At 34.3% G+C, this 17,067-nt stretch carries 20 protein-coding genes; 5 read left to right on the top strand and 15 right to left on the bottom strand.

Annotated features, from left to right (window positions below):
• Nucleotides 1-169 precede the first annotated feature (169 nt).
• Nucleotides 170-640: a threonine/serine exporter gene (locus PSF31_RS12425; protein WP_094962485.1), complete on the bottom strand. Its 471-nt coding sequence runs from the start codon at nucleotides 638-640 to the stop codon at nucleotides 170-172.
• Entirely contained in the window at nucleotides 631-1,443 is an 813-nt protein-coding gene (locus PSF31_RS12420) for a threonine/serine ThrE exporter family protein (RefSeq protein WP_004263992.1), read from the bottom strand. The genes PSF31_RS12425 and PSF31_RS12420 overlap by 10 nt, the downstream gene beginning before the upstream one ends.
• 198 nt (nucleotides 1,444-1,641) lie before the next feature.
• Here PSF31_RS12420 and PSF31_RS12415 point away from each other — a divergent pair, with 198 nt between their 5' ends.
• A complete protein-coding gene (locus tag PSF31_RS12415) occupies nucleotides 1,642-2,283 on the top strand; it encodes a TetR/AcrR family transcriptional regulator (protein WP_094962483.1) in 642 nt (213 codons plus the stop codon).
• On the opposite strand, the gene PSF31_RS12410 is transcribed toward PSF31_RS12415, so the two are convergent.
• The gene (locus PSF31_RS12410) at nucleotides 2,280-2,681 is read right to left on the bottom strand and encodes a hypothetical protein (protein WP_226616985.1); all 402 of its coding nucleotides are present in this window, start codon (nucleotides 2,679-2,681) and stop codon (nucleotides 2,280-2,282) included. The two genes, PSF31_RS12415 and PSF31_RS12410, sit on opposite strands and share 4 nt — an antisense overlap.
• 243 nt (nucleotides 2,682-2,924) lie before the next feature.
• Here PSF31_RS12410 and PSF31_RS12405 point away from each other — a divergent pair, with 243 nt between their 5' ends.
• Nucleotides 2,925-3,218 carry a DUF5339 family protein gene (locus PSF31_RS12405; RefSeq protein ID WP_096864009.1) on the top strand — a complete coding sequence of 98 codons (294 nt, stop codon included), beginning with the start codon at nucleotides 2,925-2,927 and terminating at the stop codon, nucleotides 3,216-3,218.
• A gap of 53 nt (nucleotides 3,219-3,271) precedes the next feature.
• Here the strand turns inward: PSF31_RS12405 and PSF31_RS12400 are convergent, their stop codons facing one another.
• The 8 genes from PSF31_RS12400 to PSF31_RS12365 form a co-directional block, all read right to left on the bottom strand.
• Nucleotides 3,272-3,709 carry a universal stress protein gene (locus PSF31_RS12400; protein WP_004263984.1) on the bottom strand — a complete coding sequence of 146 codons (438 nt, stop codon included), beginning with the start codon at nucleotides 3,707-3,709 and terminating at the stop codon, nucleotides 3,272-3,274.
• A 168-nt stretch (nucleotides 3,710-3,877) separates the two neighbouring features.
• Nucleotides 3,878-4,213: a hypothetical protein gene (locus tag PSF31_RS12395; RefSeq protein ID WP_004263981.1), complete on the bottom strand. Its 336-nt coding sequence runs from the start codon at nucleotides 4,211-4,213 to the stop codon at nucleotides 3,878-3,880.
• A gap of 125 nt (nucleotides 4,214-4,338) precedes the next feature.
• On the bottom strand, nucleotides 4,339-4,767 hold the full coding sequence (locus tag PSF31_RS12390; RefSeq protein ID WP_004263978.1) for a universal stress protein: 429 nt from the start codon (nucleotides 4,765-4,767) through the stop codon (nucleotides 4,339-4,341).
• A gap of 114 nt (nucleotides 4,768-4,881) precedes the next feature.
• Complete coding sequence (locus PSF31_RS12385) at nucleotides 4,882-5,319, bottom strand: hypothetical protein (protein WP_004263976.1); 438 nt, start codon at nucleotides 5,317-5,319, stop codon at nucleotides 4,882-4,884.
• 80 nt (nucleotides 5,320-5,399) lie between these two features.
• A complete protein-coding gene (locus tag PSF31_RS12380; protein ID WP_096863985.1) occupies nucleotides 5,400-6,329 on the bottom strand; it encodes a Gfo/Idh/MocA family protein in 930 nt (309 codons plus the stop codon).
• A 330-nt stretch (nucleotides 6,330-6,659) separates the two neighbouring features.
• Nucleotides 6,660-7,439 (bottom strand): YaeF family permuted papain-like enzyme, encoded by a 780-nt coding sequence (locus PSF31_RS12375; RefSeq protein ID WP_004263971.1) that lies wholly within the window; start codon nucleotides 7,437-7,439, stop codon nucleotides 6,660-6,662.
• A gap of 223 nt (nucleotides 7,440-7,662) precedes the next feature.
• On the bottom strand, nucleotides 7,663-7,851 hold the full coding sequence (gene sra, locus PSF31_RS12370; protein ID WP_004263968.1) for a stationary-phase-induced ribosome-associated protein: 189 nt from the start codon (nucleotides 7,849-7,851) through the stop codon (nucleotides 7,663-7,665).
• Between the two features lie 254 nt (nucleotides 7,852-8,105).
• Nucleotides 8,106-8,447, bottom strand: coding sequence for a hypothetical protein (locus PSF31_RS12365; RefSeq protein ID WP_175427121.1), 342 nt, complete (start codon nucleotides 8,445-8,447; stop codon nucleotides 8,106-8,108).
• A gap of 356 nt (nucleotides 8,448-8,803) precedes the next feature.
• Here PSF31_RS12365 and PSF31_RS12360 point away from each other — a divergent pair, with 356 nt between their 5' ends.
• Together PSF31_RS12360 and catA are read left to right on the top strand one after the other, a co-directional pair.
• Complete coding sequence (locus tag PSF31_RS12360; RefSeq protein ID WP_096863984.1) at nucleotides 8,804-9,499, top strand: aspartate/glutamate racemase family protein; 696 nt, start codon at nucleotides 8,804-8,806, stop codon at nucleotides 9,497-9,499.
• A 757-nt stretch (nucleotides 9,500-10,256) separates the two neighbouring features.
• The gene (gene catA, locus PSF31_RS12355) at nucleotides 10,257-10,898 is read left to right on the top strand and encodes a type A chloramphenicol O-acetyltransferase (RefSeq protein WP_004263956.1); all 642 of its coding nucleotides are present in this window, start codon (nucleotides 10,257-10,259) and stop codon (nucleotides 10,896-10,898) included.
• A gap of 85 nt (nucleotides 10,899-10,983) precedes the next feature.
• Here catA and PSF31_RS12350 read toward each other — a convergent pair whose 3' ends face one another.
• The 3 genes from PSF31_RS12350 to PSF31_RS12340 form a co-directional block, all read right to left on the bottom strand.
• The gene (locus PSF31_RS12350) at nucleotides 10,984-11,124 is read right to left on the bottom strand and encodes a hypothetical protein (protein ID WP_004263953.1); all 141 of its coding nucleotides are present in this window, start codon (nucleotides 11,122-11,124) and stop codon (nucleotides 10,984-10,986) included.
• 228 nt (nucleotides 11,125-11,352) lie between these two features.
• Nucleotides 11,353-12,276, bottom strand: coding sequence for a nucleoside hydrolase (locus tag PSF31_RS12345; protein WP_096863983.1), 924 nt, complete (start codon nucleotides 12,274-12,276; stop codon nucleotides 11,353-11,355).
• A gap of 23 nt (nucleotides 12,277-12,299) precedes the next feature.
• The gene (locus PSF31_RS12340; protein WP_231135955.1) at nucleotides 12,300-13,487 is read right to left on the bottom strand and encodes a NupC/NupG family nucleoside CNT transporter; all 1,188 of its coding nucleotides are present in this window, start codon (nucleotides 13,485-13,487) and stop codon (nucleotides 12,300-12,302) included.
• Nucleotides 13,488-14,716: 1,229 nt separating this feature from the next.
• Here PSF31_RS12340 and ttcA point away from each other — a divergent pair.
• Nucleotides 14,717-15,631, top strand: a complete 915-nt coding sequence (gene ttcA, locus PSF31_RS12335) for a tRNA 2-thiocytidine(32) synthetase TtcA (protein WP_272683197.1) — start codon at nucleotides 14,717-14,719, stop codon at nucleotides 15,629-15,631.
• 260 nt (nucleotides 15,632-15,891) lie between these two features.
• Here ttcA and zntB read toward each other — a convergent pair whose 3' ends face one another.
• Entirely contained in the window at nucleotides 15,892-16,875 is a 984-nt protein-coding gene (gene zntB, locus PSF31_RS12330) for a zinc transporter ZntB (RefSeq protein ID WP_004263941.1), read from the bottom strand.
• Nucleotides 16,876-17,067 lie beyond the last annotated feature (192 nt).

The raw sequence follows: 17,067 nt of genomic DNA, 5'->3' as shown, positions 1-17,067 counted from the left end.
ATTCTAATCAAATAGTAGCATAAATGATATCAGAGATGACCCAATTTTATGGCTCACCATCCATATCGGAATTTATGCAGCTTTAATAGGATATCTAAATCTTATTAGTAAAAAGTAAAGTATGACTTACTCACATAACGAGAATGCCAGTAAGCCACACCATTAAAAATTACACGCTTGGTCTTTTGCGATATAACCATAAACCAGGTAAAGAAATACCAATAGACAAGGCTCCAACAATGAAAGAGGCTTTTAAAAAATTAGTCACTAAAACCTCAACTAATTCAGGGTTATAGCCAAATTGAGATATTTTCACGACTGAAATCATTGCAATATAGGCACTAATACCTGGGAACATCGGGATCACGGCAGCAACAGTAAACACTTTAGGATGAGCTAACCACCAACGCGACCACTGAATACCGATAATACCGATTAAAATTGCAGCAAGAAAACTTGCCCACTCAATTTGCAATCCTAATGTCATCAGTATCATTCTAAAGCCATAGCCAATAGCACCCAATAAGGCACAATATTTCAATGCCCTTACAGGCACATTAAATACCATAGCAAACCCTGCTGCCGGTATAGCGGCTAATAGCATTTTCTCACATAAAGAGAATAGAAATTCTATGCCCATTCTTTTAAACCCCAGATTGTCATTGCTAACACAACCCCAATACAGGTAGCCAAAGTGAGAAGGCTCGCCATTGTCCAACGCGCTAATCCTGTATTAACATGCCCTTTAAACATATCAGCGACTGCATTAATTAATGGAAAGCCGGGAACTAAAAGCAATACACTGGCAGCCATCGAAATTGTTTCAGTCACAGCCAAATACGGTATTTTCAATAATAAACCTGAGACCGTGGTAGCAACAAAGGCAGTAATACAAAAATTAATTAACGGATTCATTTGATGGGAAGTTAACACTTGCCGCACATACATTGCACAACCGCTAGCTAAAAATGTAATTAACGCACTCTCCCATCCACCTCCATTCAACCTACTAAAACAAGCACAAGATAGTGCCACCATCAGCACCATTAACCATCGAGGATAACGCAACGGTTTAATTGATAATAATTTCTTTTTTAATTGTTTTCGGTCTAACAAATGATGTTCGACTAGGATGACTGCATGCTGAACTTCAGTAACAACATGCATATTTATACCGCGGTCAATAATGCGTCGTGTTGACGTTAAGCAGCGACCATCAATTATAGTGGTTAAAACTAATGAATTAGATGAAATAGCACTATCGACTTGGCTTGCTCCAAGTGCAATACCCAAACGGGTCGTCAATTGTTCAACGAGCATACTTTCAGCGCCATGTTGCAATAACAATAAACCACACTCAATACATAGCCGAGTTACCTCACGTTGCTGATTAACAGGATCATCTTGGTCTGTTTTTTGCTCATTTAATACATGCTCTGTCATCTTGCCCCCAACATTGTGACAACCATTCAGATATCTACCTAAACATGTTAATCTTTATAAATATCATAAAGACAAATATCAGCTTAAATGATGATCTCTTTCAGGTAAATCTGTGATTGAGGTAACGTGATTTAAACTATTTCGTAAAATTTGTTATGTTATTTTCTTATTGAAGACAAATTGTAGGATTAACCATTCATGAATAGCCCTCTAACAGCTAAAACCCCAAAAGGCCAACGTCGGCATCAGGCGTTGATCACTGCAGCAACTGAAATTTTTCTGCAATATGGGTTTGAAGGCGCAACTCTGGATATGATTATTGAACGTGCTGGGGGCTCTCGCTCAACCTTATATAAAAATTTTGGTGATAAAGAAGGGTTATTTGCTGCGGTTATTGCATCAATGATTGATGATATTTTTCAAGAGCCCGACGAAAAAACACCACCACTGGATACGATTGAGTCCATACTTTCTTTTTATGGTTCTCGATTTTTATTGAATGTGCTTAAGCCTGAATCCATTGGGTTATACCGGTTAATTTTAGGTGAATACAACCGTTTCCCAGAAATAACTCACGCATTTTTTGAGCAAGGTCCAGTAAAAAGCTATCGTCTGTTGACACAAAAATTGGCTTTGCTTCCTGACGTTAAAGTGGATGAAAAAACATTGTTAAGCATTTCTTCACGCTACCTAGAAATGCTAAAAGCAGATGTGTTTATCACCACTTTCTGTATTGCTGATTTCAAGCCCAGCGATGAATTTATTCAACAGCAAATTGCTATGTCTGTCGATATCATCGCCAGTTATATCCGTAAAATCAGTAAAACCACAGCCGACTAAGCTAGAACTGATTGGGCTTGTTCTTTGGCTGCCATGGAATTATTTGCGATTAAAACTTGAGGGCCGTACAACGCAGACAGCATGGGTGCCATTCGTTCCATTTCTTCTTGATCTCGCCCGTCAGGTTGTAGGGTAACAACCAGAGCACGACAATGTTGCTCCATCGCTTCTTTTGCATCTTTCAACCAACGACGTATATATTTCATGCTTTCCATATCTTCTAAGGATGGTTTTTCTTTTTTAACCACCGGAGGATATATCAATACAAACTCATTTCTTCTTGCCAATAGCATATCCATTTCCTCTAACCATAAACGGGTTTCATCCATCGTTGAAGGAAATACATTCATCTCACAGATTGGCCAGCTTTCTGTTTCTATCATCTTTTTGTTCATCATAATCATCTCTTTTGTCATCATTATTCAAAGTGTACTCAAATGTACACTTTTACATTGCACTCAGTCAAGAATGATTATCATTTGTGTTTTGCAAATTATGCTATTACCGCGAGTTACTAACAGGAATACTCTCAATATGCAGTAAAAATTTATCAATTAAAAACATTCACGTGTTCGAGTGATGCGTTTTTGAATATGGGATGTTATTCTGACGATATTATGAATTTTAAAAGCGAAAATATGATGAAAAAAACTCTTCCAATTGCATTTAGCCTTTTAATGGCTTTCGCTGCATTTAATGCAAATGCAGGTGCTACCTGTGATACTTATTTCAAAGAAATGAACGACCTTGTTAAGCAAGCTGAAGAACAATATAAAGATGAAGCCAATGCAGGTGAACAAATTGCATTAATGAAGTCACAATTAGAGGAAGCGAAAAAAGCCCTTGCTAGCTACCCTGATGATGCACAAGAGCAAGCTTGTAGCCAAGCACTTAAAGCAATTGAGCAAGCCAAAGAAGCAGTTAAAACCCCCTAGATTTGTTCGCTTTTAATAGACAAAAAATAGCCTGCTGAGCAGGCTATTTTATTTTATCGAACCACAAGAACCGAAATCTTAGCATAGGAAACAATCCCAGAAGCATTTGAACCTAATAAATGCGTTGAAATACTTGGATTGCGTGAACCGATAACAATAAGATCAGCATCAATAGCTTCAGCTTCTGATAAAACTTTGTCTCTTGGTGAACCAAACTCAACCTTATAAGAGATTTTGTCTGACGGATAATCAATTTTTTCAATAATTTCTTTTAACTGTTCTTCTGAACGTTCAAGTGCTTTTTTAGCAAATGAGGACAATAAATCATAATGATAACTGTAGCTCATTGAAAATCTTGAAACATCCGGAACTGAGTGAAATAAGTGAATTTTCGCATCTGAAATTTTTGCTAAATAAATAGCATGTTTTAATGCATTATCTGTTAGTACATCTTCAGATATATCCACAGGAACCAAAATTGTTTTATACATATGATGCCCCTTATTAGTTATGTTTACATTTTTATTCAAGCTGTATTGTTGTGTATTTTTACAACTTGGTTATTAGGCGTAGCGGGTGAATATTGTCCTTTTAGTCTTCTAAGTATAGTCTTACTACACTAAAAAAAGCTGTGAAGCCCCTTACTATTACAACAAAAATTATTCTTCTAAATGCCATTTATGCAAAACGCGATGAATAAAAGGAGTTACGATTAATCCAATACTGATAATAAAAACGCTTTGTAAAAATAGACCATAAATAGCAATAAAGAAACGACCTCCTCGTGTAATAGGAGCCGGCTCAATAGCTTGTCCACTCAACATAGACAACGCATTAAGCATTGACTCAACAACTGAGTGACCTTCAATAAAATAAAAACCAACTATACCGGGTAATAAGCCAAGAAAAAAAATCAAAAGTGCGAGTAAATAAAAACGCAAAACTCTCAGAACAAAGTGTTCAACACGCAGTAATTCTTGCGAAAACTTTTCCATATTGACTCAAACTCACCTTGTTATAAGTAAGATCAATTAACTTGAGTACTAAAATTAATTAAATTGGCAATATAAATAATCAAATAACAAAGAACCCACCCGATAAGCAGGTTCTTCTCTAATTATTAACGTACAACCAGTACTGATGTTTCCGCGTAGCGCACTATTCCCGCGGCTGTTGACCCTAAAAGATGAGTTGTAATATTTGGACGACGAGAACCAATAACAATAATATCTGCATTAATGTCTTTTGCTGTATTAATCACTTCATCTCGCGGGGAACCAAACGTTATAGTATAACTAACATCATCATGAGGTAAATCAATTGAATCCATTAACATTTTCATGTCTTCTTCCGCTTTCACCGTCGCACGGTCTTTGATTTCCATGTAACCTAAGGCGTACGCATTAATAATTGCTGAAGAAATGGGTAAAACATGAATAAGATGAATTTTAGCACCGGATTGCTTTGCAAGATTAACCGCGTGACGGACTGCTTTACTGGTTAATTCATCTTCTGTTAAGTCGATAGGGACCAGAATCGTTTTATACATAACCCCTCCTAAAATAGTTAAAATGAAGTTCTACAACAAAATTATAAACAATTACTAATAAATGTCTCTTATCCACAAAGATAAATGAGATCTCTAACTACAAATAAAAACAAGCTATTCCCTTAGCCATGGCGTTACAGTTAAACCAACTAACATACCTTCAGGACTTAATAACCTTGTGACTGTTTGCCCCCAAGGTTCCATTCGGTTATTAACTAATAAGACATAACCTTCTTTAAGGCAAATTTTTGTAATTTTTTCAATGTCTGAAACCTCAAACTCCATCCAGCTTTGCGGGGTAGGTATGTTTTTAGGCCATTCACCTTGACCAAAACACGATTGAGCGGCTTGCTCTATAGGCCAAAGTGCAAAATGTTTGACACCTTCTAGCCCTTCTTGCTCACAAGTTAAATATTGGCTCCCTTCTTCAATTGGTTTTAAAGGTAGCTTTAACAACTCAAGATAAAAAGAGTGACTTTTTTTATAATCTGTAACTATTGGTCCAAATCCTGCAACAAACAATACATCAGAGCTATCTTGTAAATGTATCATCTCGCGTTCCTATAAAGTAATGAGATACTAAAAATTTACTGTTTAATAAAATAGATAATGACTTTTAACATAGAAGATAATTAATCACTGATTGTATTCGCTGTAGATATCATCTTTTCAACCATTCTTTGAGCCTTCAAGCCCTCTTCGCCACTGACCAACGGTTGAGTTTGATTTGAAACAGAATCAATAAAATGGCGAATTGCACCATCAAAGCCGCGTTGAACTAAAATCGAATCCCAATTAGCCGGTTTTCTCTCGCTAATCCCAATGGCATTTTCGTTCCACCAATGGTTCATATTGGTTATTTGGTGAATACTGTCTTCAGCCACCACAATAAGTTGCTCTTGTTGGCTTCCTGCTTTGCGATGCATCGATGTTGTTAGGCAACTTTGGCCAGCTTGCATATGGTGCTCTGCATAAAATAGCTCACCAGCATTTGTGTTATGAATACTACCACTGATTAATTCTACATTTTTTTGCGCTATCCACATTACAGTATCAACAACATGCAAATAATCATCTAATAACGTAAATCTAGCGTCATTCGGCCCTACGCTGTTCATACGGTGCTTATCCATACGAATAGACGTGATATTTTTAATATCCTGTTTAACTGCCAAATAAAATGGCGAGAAGCGGCGGTTAAACCCAACCATTAACATTTTCTGGCGTCGCGCTGCAAACTCAATTAATTGCTCGGATTGTTCAGTTAATTCAGTCAATGGCTTATCAACATAGATATCGACGTTTGCCTCTAATAGCCGCTTGATTACTTCAAAATGGCTTTTCGTCGCACTATGAACAAAAATAGCATCACATTGCTGTGCTAGTGCGTCAATATTGCTAAACAGGGGGATTCGATAACTATCACAAACTAATTTTGCCTTTGATTGATTAGGAGAAAAAGCGCCAACTAACTCCCAATTTTCTTCTTTCGTTAAAACCGGTAAATACGCTTTTTGTGCAATAGAACCTAAGCCAACTACACCTAACTTTAATTTTCGCATCGTAAACACGCCTATTAATGATTAATCTGAGCAAGAATAATCTCATTAATATCAATTAAAAAATTTTTTTTGGGGTAATAACGTAATTTTAATTAGAAATAAATATACAACATTTTGTTTTTTATAAATAAAAAACAAAATCAAGTGAAGAATGAGAATGAGTAACTACATAAAAAAAAGGGTTGATTTCTTAAATGAGAATGGTTATCTTTTACCTCGTGAATACTTGAGTAAATCACTCAGGTTTATCACAAACGACATTGCTCACATTGCTTCCAGTTTAGCAGGCCAACTTTATATGTTGGCCTTTTTTTTGTTTAAAATTACACACTATTTTCTGCGTATTGCACTACTAAAGCTCCATGATTTCAAATGCCCAACATACGCTAGACGCTGGGTTGGCATGAAAGTTGGCACATCACCTGTACGCATATGTAATATATCCGCAGGTGTTATCCACGATGAGTTACCTTCAAATAAGGGAATACCTGCATATTTATAAGCATCGAGGACAAACTGTGAACAAAAGAAACCATTAGCTTGGTCTATATCATCGCCTAATTGAACTTTAGCTAAAGTTTTTAAGCAAAAATTACGTATCGTTTCACCAATTAATGGAAGCTCACATACCCTTTTTGTGATCATCCAAGGCGCTATCATCACAATACCTTTATAATTATATTTATTTCCATTATTTTGAACTGAAAACTCGCGTAATTTTTCTGCATGCAATGATGTTAAGCCTGTTTGCCTCAGCACTACCATGTTGTTAGAGTCTCTCACTGCTTGGTCTAATGTAATGATCCTAACGCCACTTCCAACAGACTCAGCTACTTCCCCCAACCCCAAGTAAATAGATGCGTGACTTACCCCACTAATACTAAATAACCGAATTCCCCATGAATTTAACCCTGTAGCAGAAGATAAAAGAATATCGCCTGGCAACATGTCAGAAACCGCCAACGGCTCAACAGAATCCTTGATAGGAATCGTGTTTGCGTGTTGAATATTAAAATTTAAGCGATTAGTTTCTTCATCTGATTTGAATTGAGTTGAACACCCTGAAAGAGAAAAACAAAATAAAAATAGCAGGAAACAATAAAATTTCATTCAATAACACCCGATAGTCATCTTTCTTTTTAGTTTTTAATTAATGAAGATAATATCGCTTAATCTATTTTATGACTACTGTTTATTTCTATAATAGAAGAGTTAGAATATTACTCATATGAGTGGTGCATATTGAAATGAGCTAACGTAATCTAATGAAAAATTAGTTTTAACAACTTAAATTTAACCCTCTAGTAAACACTAGAGGGTTACATACATTCAATTAACTAATAACATATTCTGGGTAAAAAACGGTTACTGAATGATATGTCTTCTTTTCTGTCGCTTTATTCTTTTGTACTGCAACTGTAGTATTATCTTTAGAACCAAGCGAAACACGTATGTTTTTTTTAGAGCGACTTAATTTATAAGGCATACCTAATAAACGACGTGCATTATTATTACTAACCATTATCGACTCCTTAAACTACTAAATTAAAATTCATTAAAAAATGAACATCAAAAAATATAGTCATCGTTGACCACAAAGGCTTTTTGTTTCATAAAATGACAAAACAAAATGTAACTCTTTTAGTATAGCACTAAATCACCAATATATAATCCAGTTTTATTTATTAATTTCTATAAGTTATCATTTTGCTGGTTACAGCTCTTCATAAAACAATCAAATTATAGTGCGTTAAAAATATTAGCATACGTCGTTCCCTACTCTAGTGGTGAAGCAGGACTTGAGCATTTATCTTTCCAAATTTGGTTAACCTGTTCAGGCAATAATATTTCATGTCCTCCATCAATAAATGGAATTGAAATATCCATGCGACCTTCATCATTAGTATAAGCTTTAACAATAAAACGCTTAAATCCGTCAGGCTTATCATTTTTATATCGATAAACCTCCCCACAAACATAACCTACCTTACCATTATCTGCAGTGTAACGAGAAAAATGATATTCAATATTTCTAAACTTTGCTGCTTGTGGGTACGCTAGAACGTCATAAACATTCTTTTTCACTTGCTCAACTAAACTTAATTGAGTTGGTTTCATATATAGTGCTCCTAACAAAAATGCAGCACCAAAAATGAGTATCGCAATGATTACTTTGAAAAAATTCATTTTTATTCTCGCCATATATGACCAACTTTTTAGAAAAAATATTTTTTACGATGATAACCAGATATCAATTAAAATCCATCTTTAAAACGTAAATGTTCTTATATTTATCCTTTTTTAATTTAAAATATGTTAAATATAAAAACCCTTCAAAAAGTAATGTTAAGTTGTGTTTAATATTACAACTGTTTTTTACTTTTAATCATCTAGAAAATTTTTCTCATACTATTGTGTTCTTTTAGAAACTATCAGTATAGTAAGGAAAACATTACAATAATAGGAACTAAAAAATGAAAACAATAGGCCTTATTGGCGGCATGAGTTGGGAATCAACGTTACTTTACTATCAACAGCTTAACGAAGGTATCAAACAACAACTAGGTGGCCTGCATTCGGCTAAAATTGTTTTATATAGCGTTGATTTTTCTGAAATAGAACAATATCAATCTAGCGGGCGATGGGATTTAGCCGGCCAGTGTTTAGCTGATGCAGGAGAGAGTTTAAAGCTTGCAGGTGCTGATTTCCTTGTTCTTTGCACAAATACCATGCATAAAGTTGCACCACAAATTGAATCTCAAACAGGTCTTCCTTTATTACATATTGCTGATGCGACGGGTGAACGCATTATACAATCAGGTATAAAAAAAATTGGACTCCTAGGTACCGCTTTTACTATGGAGCAACCCTTCTATAAGCAAAGATTAATTGAAAAATTTAACGTGGATGTACTAATACCTAACCAGCAAGATAGGAAAATAGTTCATAATATTATCTATAATGAACTATGTTTAGGGATAATAAATGACAAATCTAAAAAAGAATATCAGCGTATAATGGCATCCCTTGTAGAAAACGGGGCTGAAGGTATTATTTTAGGCTGTACCGAGATAACATTACTAGTTAATCAGAATGATACGACCGTAGGAATATTTGATACTACTGCCATTCATGCTCAAAAAACAGTAGAAGTCGCACTATCTGTTTAACCAACATTAAATCCTTTCTTTAGTAACTATTGTTAAATATAGTCATTGTTAAAGAATAGTATCAAAATTAACATATTATCTAGTGCAAAATTTCATTTAATACTATTAAAAAGAATTTTGCACCCATTAAACTTCATCTTTAGATCATAATGTATAATAATATCTTTCCCTGTTGTTAATTATACCTGAGCTAATCTTATAAATATCATTTATACTTATTCACCTTAGTTCATCTATCTTAAATTTACAGATTATTACCCATTGAATATTAATTTTCTTCTAAGATAATAAAAAAATTTATTATCGAATTGACAATGGATCACTATGAATAAAAATAATGTTGGTAATGCCGTGTTGGGCAAATTTATTAAACAAAAACGTATAGAGCATCAAATTACGACAAAAAAAATGGCAGAATTAATATCTATCTCTGAAAAGTCATACATAAAATATGAAGATGGGAGCCTTTCCATATTCATTGAACATCTTATGGTAATATCTAACACATTGAATGTAGATGTTAAAACATTATTTGATACCTACGTCAACGCACAACCATGTACATAAGTATATTTCACTATCGTGCAAATTGTGCTTTACATTGAAAGAGTAAGGTATAGGCCTCGACAAGCAAAAATAAGCTAGATAACATACAAACATAACTTCAACACGAGATAAGAAATCACTATGAGCCAATCAAAAGCGGAGAAACCTCCCTTCTAATATCAGTAACATTAACTTATTAGAAGGGAAAATTATGAATTATACTAAATTTAATATAGAGACATGGTTACGTAGAGAACATTACAATATTTACGAAAAAACCATAAATTGTGGGTTTAGTTTAACAACTAAGATAGATATCACAAACCTAAAAAGATATATAGATTCAAATGGTTATGAATTTTATCCATCAGTGATTTATTTATTATCACGGGTAGTTAATACCTATAAAGAATTTAGGTTTGCAAAAAAAAATGATGAACTAATTTTATGGGATGAAGTGCACCCTAGTTTTACTATCTTCCACAAAGATACCGAAACTTTTTCTTCATTATGGTGCAAGTATTCTTCAGAAATAACAACATTTATGGAGAACTACCACCAGCAATTAACGTTGCATAAAGATAATCTCGATTTGCACCCTCAACCACAGCAAGTTGAAAATGTCTTCTATGTGTCATCTTTGCCTTGGGTTTCATTCGACAGTTTTAATCTAAATATTGCAGATATTACTAATGTTTTTACCCCGATTTTCACTTTGGGAAAATACTATAGTGAGAATAATAAAATGTGGCTTCCTCTAGCTGTACAAGTGCATCATGCAGTTTGTGATGGCTTCCATGTAGGTCAGTTTTTAACTACTTTACAAAAGCTATGTGACGAATTAACCCATTAGCCTAGATTACTCTCAGTCATGAAGGAAGCTAGCCTTCCTTCATTTATAGGAAATTAACCTCGTTAAATGGATACTCTCATCATCTTTAATTCAAAAATAATAAGCTTATGTAAATGGCATCCCCAATAGCGTCACTTTGAATAAGATATTCCGTTGGAGTAATCACCATTTTAATGGTGTTGGCGAGTAAAGAAAAAATCAATTCAATAGGATCAGTTGCAGGCATGTTTCCTCCATATTTTTCTATACATTAAGTTCTCATTGGCGCTTATACAATAAGATAAAGGCTATAGCGAAGACACTATCCCCTAACAGATTTTCATCTTTTGATAAATCTCACTGATTAAAATTTAAGCATAGAATAATCATAACTTAAAAAACTGGGCCATTACCTATGGTAAGCTCCATTATATTAAATAATTATCAACCGAGGCTCTAGTTGGTACTCTTTACCTCAAAGATTTATAATACGTTCTATAATTAAAGATATTAATTTCGATGTATCAACGTCAGTAATAATTTTGCATTTAGCTTCATTATACTTAGCTTTTGGGTCATGATTAATGGAGGTAGATGTGTAAGCAAAACTATGACCGAATAATTTATTAGACTCATATTCGATAGTAATTGAACCGTCAATACCTGAAAAAATTTCAGGTTTAATGAGGTATGCAATAACGCAGGGATCATGGAGAAATGGGTCAAACTCTGCATATCTTCGACACATTTCTGCAACAGTCTGAGCGATAAGGCCACCTTTTTCCAAAGGACTACACAAACCAGCCCTTATATCAGCCTTACTTGTTACATCCAAACCAAGCATAGTAATATGGCGTGCACTATCAAAAACGATATGAGCAGCATGAGGATCCACATAAAAATTAAACTCAGCAGCTGGCGTTATATTCCCCTGTGTAAATGCAGCTCCGCCCATGACTACAATGTCTTTTACATTATCAACTAATTTTGGTTCTTTGATGATAGCGACTGCGATATTAGTAAGAGATGCTATTGTGCATAATGTTATTTCACCTGGATTTGACATTACCGTATCAATAATAAAATCTACGGCGTGACCAGAATAATTTGGATAATCTGATGCGGGAAGCAATACTCCAGCTAGACCATCAGTACCATGAACATGAGTTTTACTCCCACTTTTGGACATTAGTGGACGCTCACAACCTTTCGCTAGAGGAATATCCTGCCTATTTGCTAACGCAAGTAATTGTCGTGCATTATTGTGAACCTTTTCTAATTCTACATTACCTGCAACTGTGGTTATGCCTATTAATTCTATTTCTGGAGAAGCTAAGGCTAAAAAAATAGCCACAGCATCATCTACACCAGGGTCACAATCAATTATTATTTTGTTCATTCTATTACTCCTTGATTTATATGTTATACAAAAATACCAACAATAGTCGCTGATAAACAACTGACTAAAGTTGAGCCAACAATCAATCTAAAACTATTTGATGCAATCATTTTTCCATGTTCTCGGCTTATACTTGTAACGCAACCGATAATCATTCCGATAGAGCCAAAATTTGCAAATGATATTAAAAATACGGACATAATTGCATCCGTTCGTGGTGTAATGCTTGTTAATTTCATATAGTCAATCATAGCAACAAACTCATTCGATAAAATTTTAGTCGCAATAATTGTTCCAAAAGTAACACTTTCATCCCATGAACTACCCAAAATGAAAGCTAAAGGTGAAAAAATATAACCAAGAATTCCTTGAAAACTAATTCCTAAAATATTTAAAAAAACATCATTCAGCATACTAATTAAGGCGACAAAACCGATAATTATGGGAACAATTGCAAGAATAAGCTTAAAGGCATCCTGCATGTGATCTGTCAACACCTCAAAAAATGAGCCCCTTTCACCTTTATTTGCCCCCAAAGGACAAGTTGTGATATTTGTGGGTTCACTTGGATTAATAATAGAAACAATAATAAAAGTACTAAAAAAATTGAGACTAACACCAATAAAAACATAGCGTGGCTCAACCATTTGTGTATATGCGCCTAGTAATGCAATATCTACTGTTGAGACAGTACATGCAGCAATAGTATACATCTGTGCTTTAGATAGCCTTGGAATGTAATCTTTAATTGATACATAAGCAGGCATCATTCCGACTATCACAGCGCTAATAGCGGCAAAAGACTCTAATTTTCCAACTTTAGATATTTTGTTAATTAGAAAGCCTATAGTATTAATAATTAAATCTAGCGCACCGATATATTTAAATATTCCAATTATAGAGCAAATAAAAATCAAAGGTAAAAGAGCTACAACAACAAAAACCATAGAAGTTTTACTGCTTATATCTCCAAAAACAAAATCAATCCCCTTATTAGCATAATTAATTATATAATGAATACCTGATGCTATACCGTCAAGAGTAGCAAGCCCAATGGTAGTATTTAGCATGGTAGACGCGACAATAATCTCCAATGTTAACAATGTTAGTATCGATGGAAGTTTATGTTTTATGTTTTTTTTACTAAAACTAAGCAAATATGCTATAAGAAAAACAAAAATTAGACTAAAAAAGAATATAAGGTATTTCATAAATATCACCATGTTAATAGATTTTAATTATGATTAGTTGATTTAATGTCTCCTTAACCCACTAATTAAAAGCAAAAAAATAATTTTTAATTTCAATATATATGACCTTGCTTAAAAGGTACGATTTTAAGCATTTACATTCAATTTATAATTATATTTATAGTTCAAGCGCCAAACACCCAGGAACATAATAATTCAAATAAACTCTCATAGTTTGTATTTTTAAACATATAATTCTTAAAATGTGAATCATGTCGCACTTGTAAGCCATGCTTAAAATAAAGCTTTTTCTTTTCACAAATAACTCAGAGCGTTAGTTATCTTATAATTTTTTCAATATCTTATTGTTATTAAGCGTTAATTTCTAATGGTCCTACAATTATACATTCACTCTATCTCGCTCTCTTTACCACTGCACTGGAAAACTGGCTAAGTTTAAATAGAAGAATATGTTCTATCTAAATATTATAAACATAGGCTTTATAATGCCCATATAATTCTTACCGTGATTAACAATTTATTAAGTTACTAAAATTCCTAGTGACTACTAAAAATATAAAATAGCCAGTGGGATAAATATTTATTACTTATCTACCCTGCTTATACTAAATAAGAATAAGAAAGACTCAATACAGCTATATTATTTTAGCTCAAAAATATATACTTTAGCCCCTAAAAAATGGAAAGTAATAATTGAAAAATTTATTGGTTCTGTATCTAGGCATAAAAACAATAGTATTGTTAACTCACATCTGAATAAGGCAGCTATAATTAGATTTTCTGACCTAAAACTTGCAGATGTCATGATGAAAAAGCTCAAATACTCAAGGGACATTGGGTTTCATGCACGAAAATTTATATTGCAGTAAATACGTTAAAACACTCAATATTATTAATGAAGAAACACACGAATGCTTAGTGATTTTGGTTGATACATCATTGCAGGCTAAAATATCATCAGAGCACTTGAAAGTTTAAATCAGCTTCCACCGGAGGCATATCGTCAACAGTTAGAAAACTCTATGTTTGTGTGTCTCTATTAAAGTGGGGGGACACCAATTTTCACCTATTTTACCGAACTGGTATCACTCTTCCCTCATGTTCTGCTATCATGAGCCTCTTTTTATAACTCTCGCTGATTAGGCTTTAAGCATAAAACAATAATAATTTAAAAACCAAATGTACAATTATCCATCAGCAACATAAACCCCAGTAGCAGAACGTATAGAATGACGACCAATAAAGAACAGTACAACTTAAATAAGTTGCAAAAAAGAATTCGCCGCGATGTTGGCCAAGCAATCGCTGACTTTAATATGATTGAAGACGGTGACCGGATAATGGTTTGCTTATCTGGAGGTAAAGATAGTTACACACTACTTTCCATCCTGCAAAGCTTGCAAAAAAGCGCCCCAATCCAGTTCTCATTAATTGCGGTTAATTTAGATCAAAAGCAACCCGGGTTCCCTGAGCATATCTTACCTGCATACCTTGATAAACTTGGTGTAGAGTACAAAATTGTTGAAGAAAATACCTATGGGATCGTAAAAGAAAAAATTTCTGAAGGGAAAACAACCTGTTCACTGTGCTCGCGTTTACGTCGTGGGATTTTATATCGTACAGCTACTGAACTAGGTGCAACTAAAATTGCTCTTGGTCACCACCGTGATGATATTTTACAGACTATGTTCTTGAATATGTTTTACGGTGGTAAGTTAAAAGGTATGCCTCCTAAATTGATGAGTGATGACGGAAAACACATTGTCATTCGCCCGCTCGCTTACTGTCGAGAAAAAGATATAGAACGCTTTGCGCAGGCTAAAGATTTTCCAATTATTCCATGTAACCTATGTGGTTCTCAACCAAACCTGCAACGTCAAGTTATTAAAGAGATGCTACGTGATTGGGATAAGCGCTATCCCGGCCGTATCGAAACAATGTTCCGTGCTACTCAAAATATTGTACCGTCTCATTTATGTGATACCGAATTATTTGACTTCAAAAATATTTCTCATGGAGATGAAGTTATCAATGGCGGAGATCTTGCGTTTGACAAAGAGGAGCTACCGCTTCAACCTTTTATAGATGAAGATGATAAGCCCGACTTTACAGCAGAACGCCTTGATATTATTGAAGTTAAATAAACATTTATTAATAACCTCCTCGTATGGAGGTTATTTTTGCTCGGATTAGATGCAAAAAAAAGCCGATGTAAAATACATCGGCATTACAGTGGTCAATTATTCTGTATAAGAACTCAATATGAGAAAAACTACAATTATGGAGCACAACGTTCATCGCTCAACGTTGCATTCACCTGCAGGACTAATACTGCACTAAAACCTCAGTAGTTTTATTGATTTATCTCAAACTAGGTCCGGTTATCGCAAATAAGTCATCAATATTAGAGCCATCGGCTTTTTCTTAACCACCACAAAACGGTTCCAATTAAAACGGCTAATAAAACACAAAATACACTAAAGGCAAAACGGAACTCATTACCAGGGATCCCACCTAAATTCACACCAAACAGTCCCGTTAAAAAAGTTGTTGGTAGGAATATCATGGCCATTAATGACATTGTATAAATGCGCCGATTCATCATCTCAGTCATCATATTCGTTATCTCGTCAGAAATAATCGCTGTACGTGCAATAAAACCATCGAGATCTTCAATACAACGTCCTAATCGGTCAGAAATCTCTTGAATTCGACGACGATTGGTTTCATCTAACCAAAGCAATTTTTCTGTTGTTAAACGGGAAAACATATCTCGCTGTGGAGCCATATAACGGCGTATCACAATAATTTGTTTACGAAGTAATGCTAATTCCCCTCTCTCAGGAATTTGGCTATTTAATATGAAATCTTCCATATCAATTAAACGCTCATGCAAAGAATCCGTAAAATCACTTATTTCATCTGTAATAGAATCAGCAACCTCAACTAACCAGTCACCTGTACTTTGGGCCCCGACTCCCTGCTTTAAATCATCAATAATAGAATCTAAGGAATTTACTTTTCGATGACGACTAGAAATAATTATCCGATTATTAATAAATACCCTAAACGCAACTAATTGCTCAGGCCGCTGGCCAGCATTGGTATTTAATGTTTGCAATGTTAATAAAATACCATCGCCAACACGAATCAATCGCCAACGTCCTGAATGCCCAGATAAAGCAGACTTAACTTGGTCATTAAAGAGATCTGATTGCTGAATCCAATTAAAACTTTGTGGGTCCTTATAATCATAATGAAGCCAAAACGGTGATTGCTGGTTTGCGCTAGCATTCACGTCAATAGGAAGTAACCCACCGTCTCCATTTAACTGAAATGCATGTACAGGATTTGAATTTTGGAATAAAGAACCATAAATCAGTCCCATGCAATATCTCCCTTTTATAATCAATACGGTATTTTTAGTCGAATAGTGACATATTTGTCATTATTTCAAGAATCGTTCTCACGATACATAAAATAACAAAAAAAAGATTGAGATTAATATCTCATAAAAACAGACAATTTCCCATAAATCACAAAATATCGCCATTTTTGCTAAATAACACTACATAATTGA

Origin of the sequence: Providencia sp. PROV156, assembly GCF_028480905.1 — a bacterium.
In the GTDB taxonomy this organism is placed as follows: Bacteria; Pseudomonadota; Gammaproteobacteria; order Enterobacterales; family Enterobacteriaceae; genus Providencia; species Providencia hangzhouensis.
The sequence above is the reverse complement of the archived record's forward strand: the minus strand, read 5'-3'. Positions and strand labels throughout refer to the sequence as shown.

Excerpts from the sequence above, each read along its gene's own strand:
- PSF31_RS12425 (WP_094962485.1), bottom strand. The coding sequence starts at position 640 with ATGGGCATAGAATTTCTATTCTCTTTATGTGAGAAAATGCTATTAGCC.
- PSF31_RS12420 (WP_004263992.1), bottom strand. The coding sequence starts at position 1,443 with ATGACAGAGCATGTATTAAATGAGCAAAAAACAGACCAAGATGATCCT.
- PSF31_RS12415 (WP_094962483.1), top strand. The coding sequence starts at position 1,642 with ATGAATAGCCCTCTAACAGCTAAAACCCCAAAAGGCCAACGTCGGCAT.
- PSF31_RS12410 (WP_226616985.1), bottom strand. The coding sequence starts at position 2,681 with ATGATGAACAAAAAGATGATAGAAACAGAAAGCTGGCCAATCTGTGAG.
- PSF31_RS12405 (WP_096864009.1), top strand. The coding sequence starts at position 2,925 with ATGAAAAAAACTCTTCCAATTGCATTTAGCCTTTTAATGGCTTTCGCT.
- PSF31_RS12400 (WP_004263984.1), bottom strand. The coding sequence starts at position 3,709 with ATGTATAAAACAATTTTGGTTCCTGTGGATATATCTGAAGATGTACTA.
- PSF31_RS12395 (WP_004263981.1), bottom strand. The coding sequence starts at position 4,213 with ATGGAAAAGTTTTCGCAAGAATTACTGCGTGTTGAACACTTTGTTCTG.
- PSF31_RS12390 (WP_004263978.1), bottom strand. The coding sequence starts at position 4,767 with ATGTATAAAACGATTCTGGTCCCTATCGACTTAACAGAAGATGAATTA.
- PSF31_RS12385 (WP_004263976.1), bottom strand. The coding sequence starts at position 5,319 with ATGATACATTTACAAGATAGCTCTGATGTATTGTTTGTTGCAGGATTT.
- PSF31_RS12380 (WP_096863985.1), bottom strand. The coding sequence starts at position 6,329 with ATGCGAAAATTAAAGTTAGGTGTAGTTGGCTTAGGTTCTATTGCACAA.
- PSF31_RS12375 (WP_004263971.1), bottom strand. The coding sequence starts at position 7,439 with ATGAAATTTTATTGTTTCCTGCTATTTTTATTTTGTTTTTCTCTTTCA.
- sra (WP_004263968.1), bottom strand. The coding sequence starts at position 7,851 with ATGGTTAGTAATAATAATGCACGTCGTTTATTAGGTATGCCTTATAAA.
- PSF31_RS12365 (WP_175427121.1), bottom strand. The coding sequence starts at position 8,447 with ATGAAACCAACTCAATTAAGTTTAGTTGAGCAAGTGAAAAAGAATGTT.
- PSF31_RS12360 (WP_096863984.1), top strand. The coding sequence starts at position 8,804 with ATGAAAACAATAGGCCTTATTGGCGGCATGAGTTGGGAATCAACGTTA.
- catA (WP_004263956.1), top strand. The coding sequence starts at position 10,257 with ATGAATTATACTAAATTTAATATAGAGACATGGTTACGTAGAGAACAT.
- PSF31_RS12350 (WP_004263953.1), bottom strand. The coding sequence starts at position 11,124 with ATGCCTGCAACTGATCCTATTGAATTGATTTTTTCTTTACTCGCCAAC.
- PSF31_RS12345 (WP_096863983.1), bottom strand. The coding sequence starts at position 12,276 with ATGAACAAAATAATAATTGATTGTGACCCTGGTGTAGATGATGCTGTG.
- PSF31_RS12340 (WP_231135955.1), bottom strand. The coding sequence starts at position 13,487 with ATGAAATACCTTATATTCTTTTTTAGTCTAATTTTTGTTTTTCTTATA.
- ttcA (WP_272683197.1), top strand. The coding sequence starts at position 14,717 with ATGACGACCAATAAAGAACAGTACAACTTAAATAAGTTGCAAAAAAGA.
- zntB (WP_004263941.1), bottom strand. The coding sequence starts at position 16,875 with ATGGGACTGATTTATGGTTCTTTATTCCAAAATTCAAATCCTGTACAT.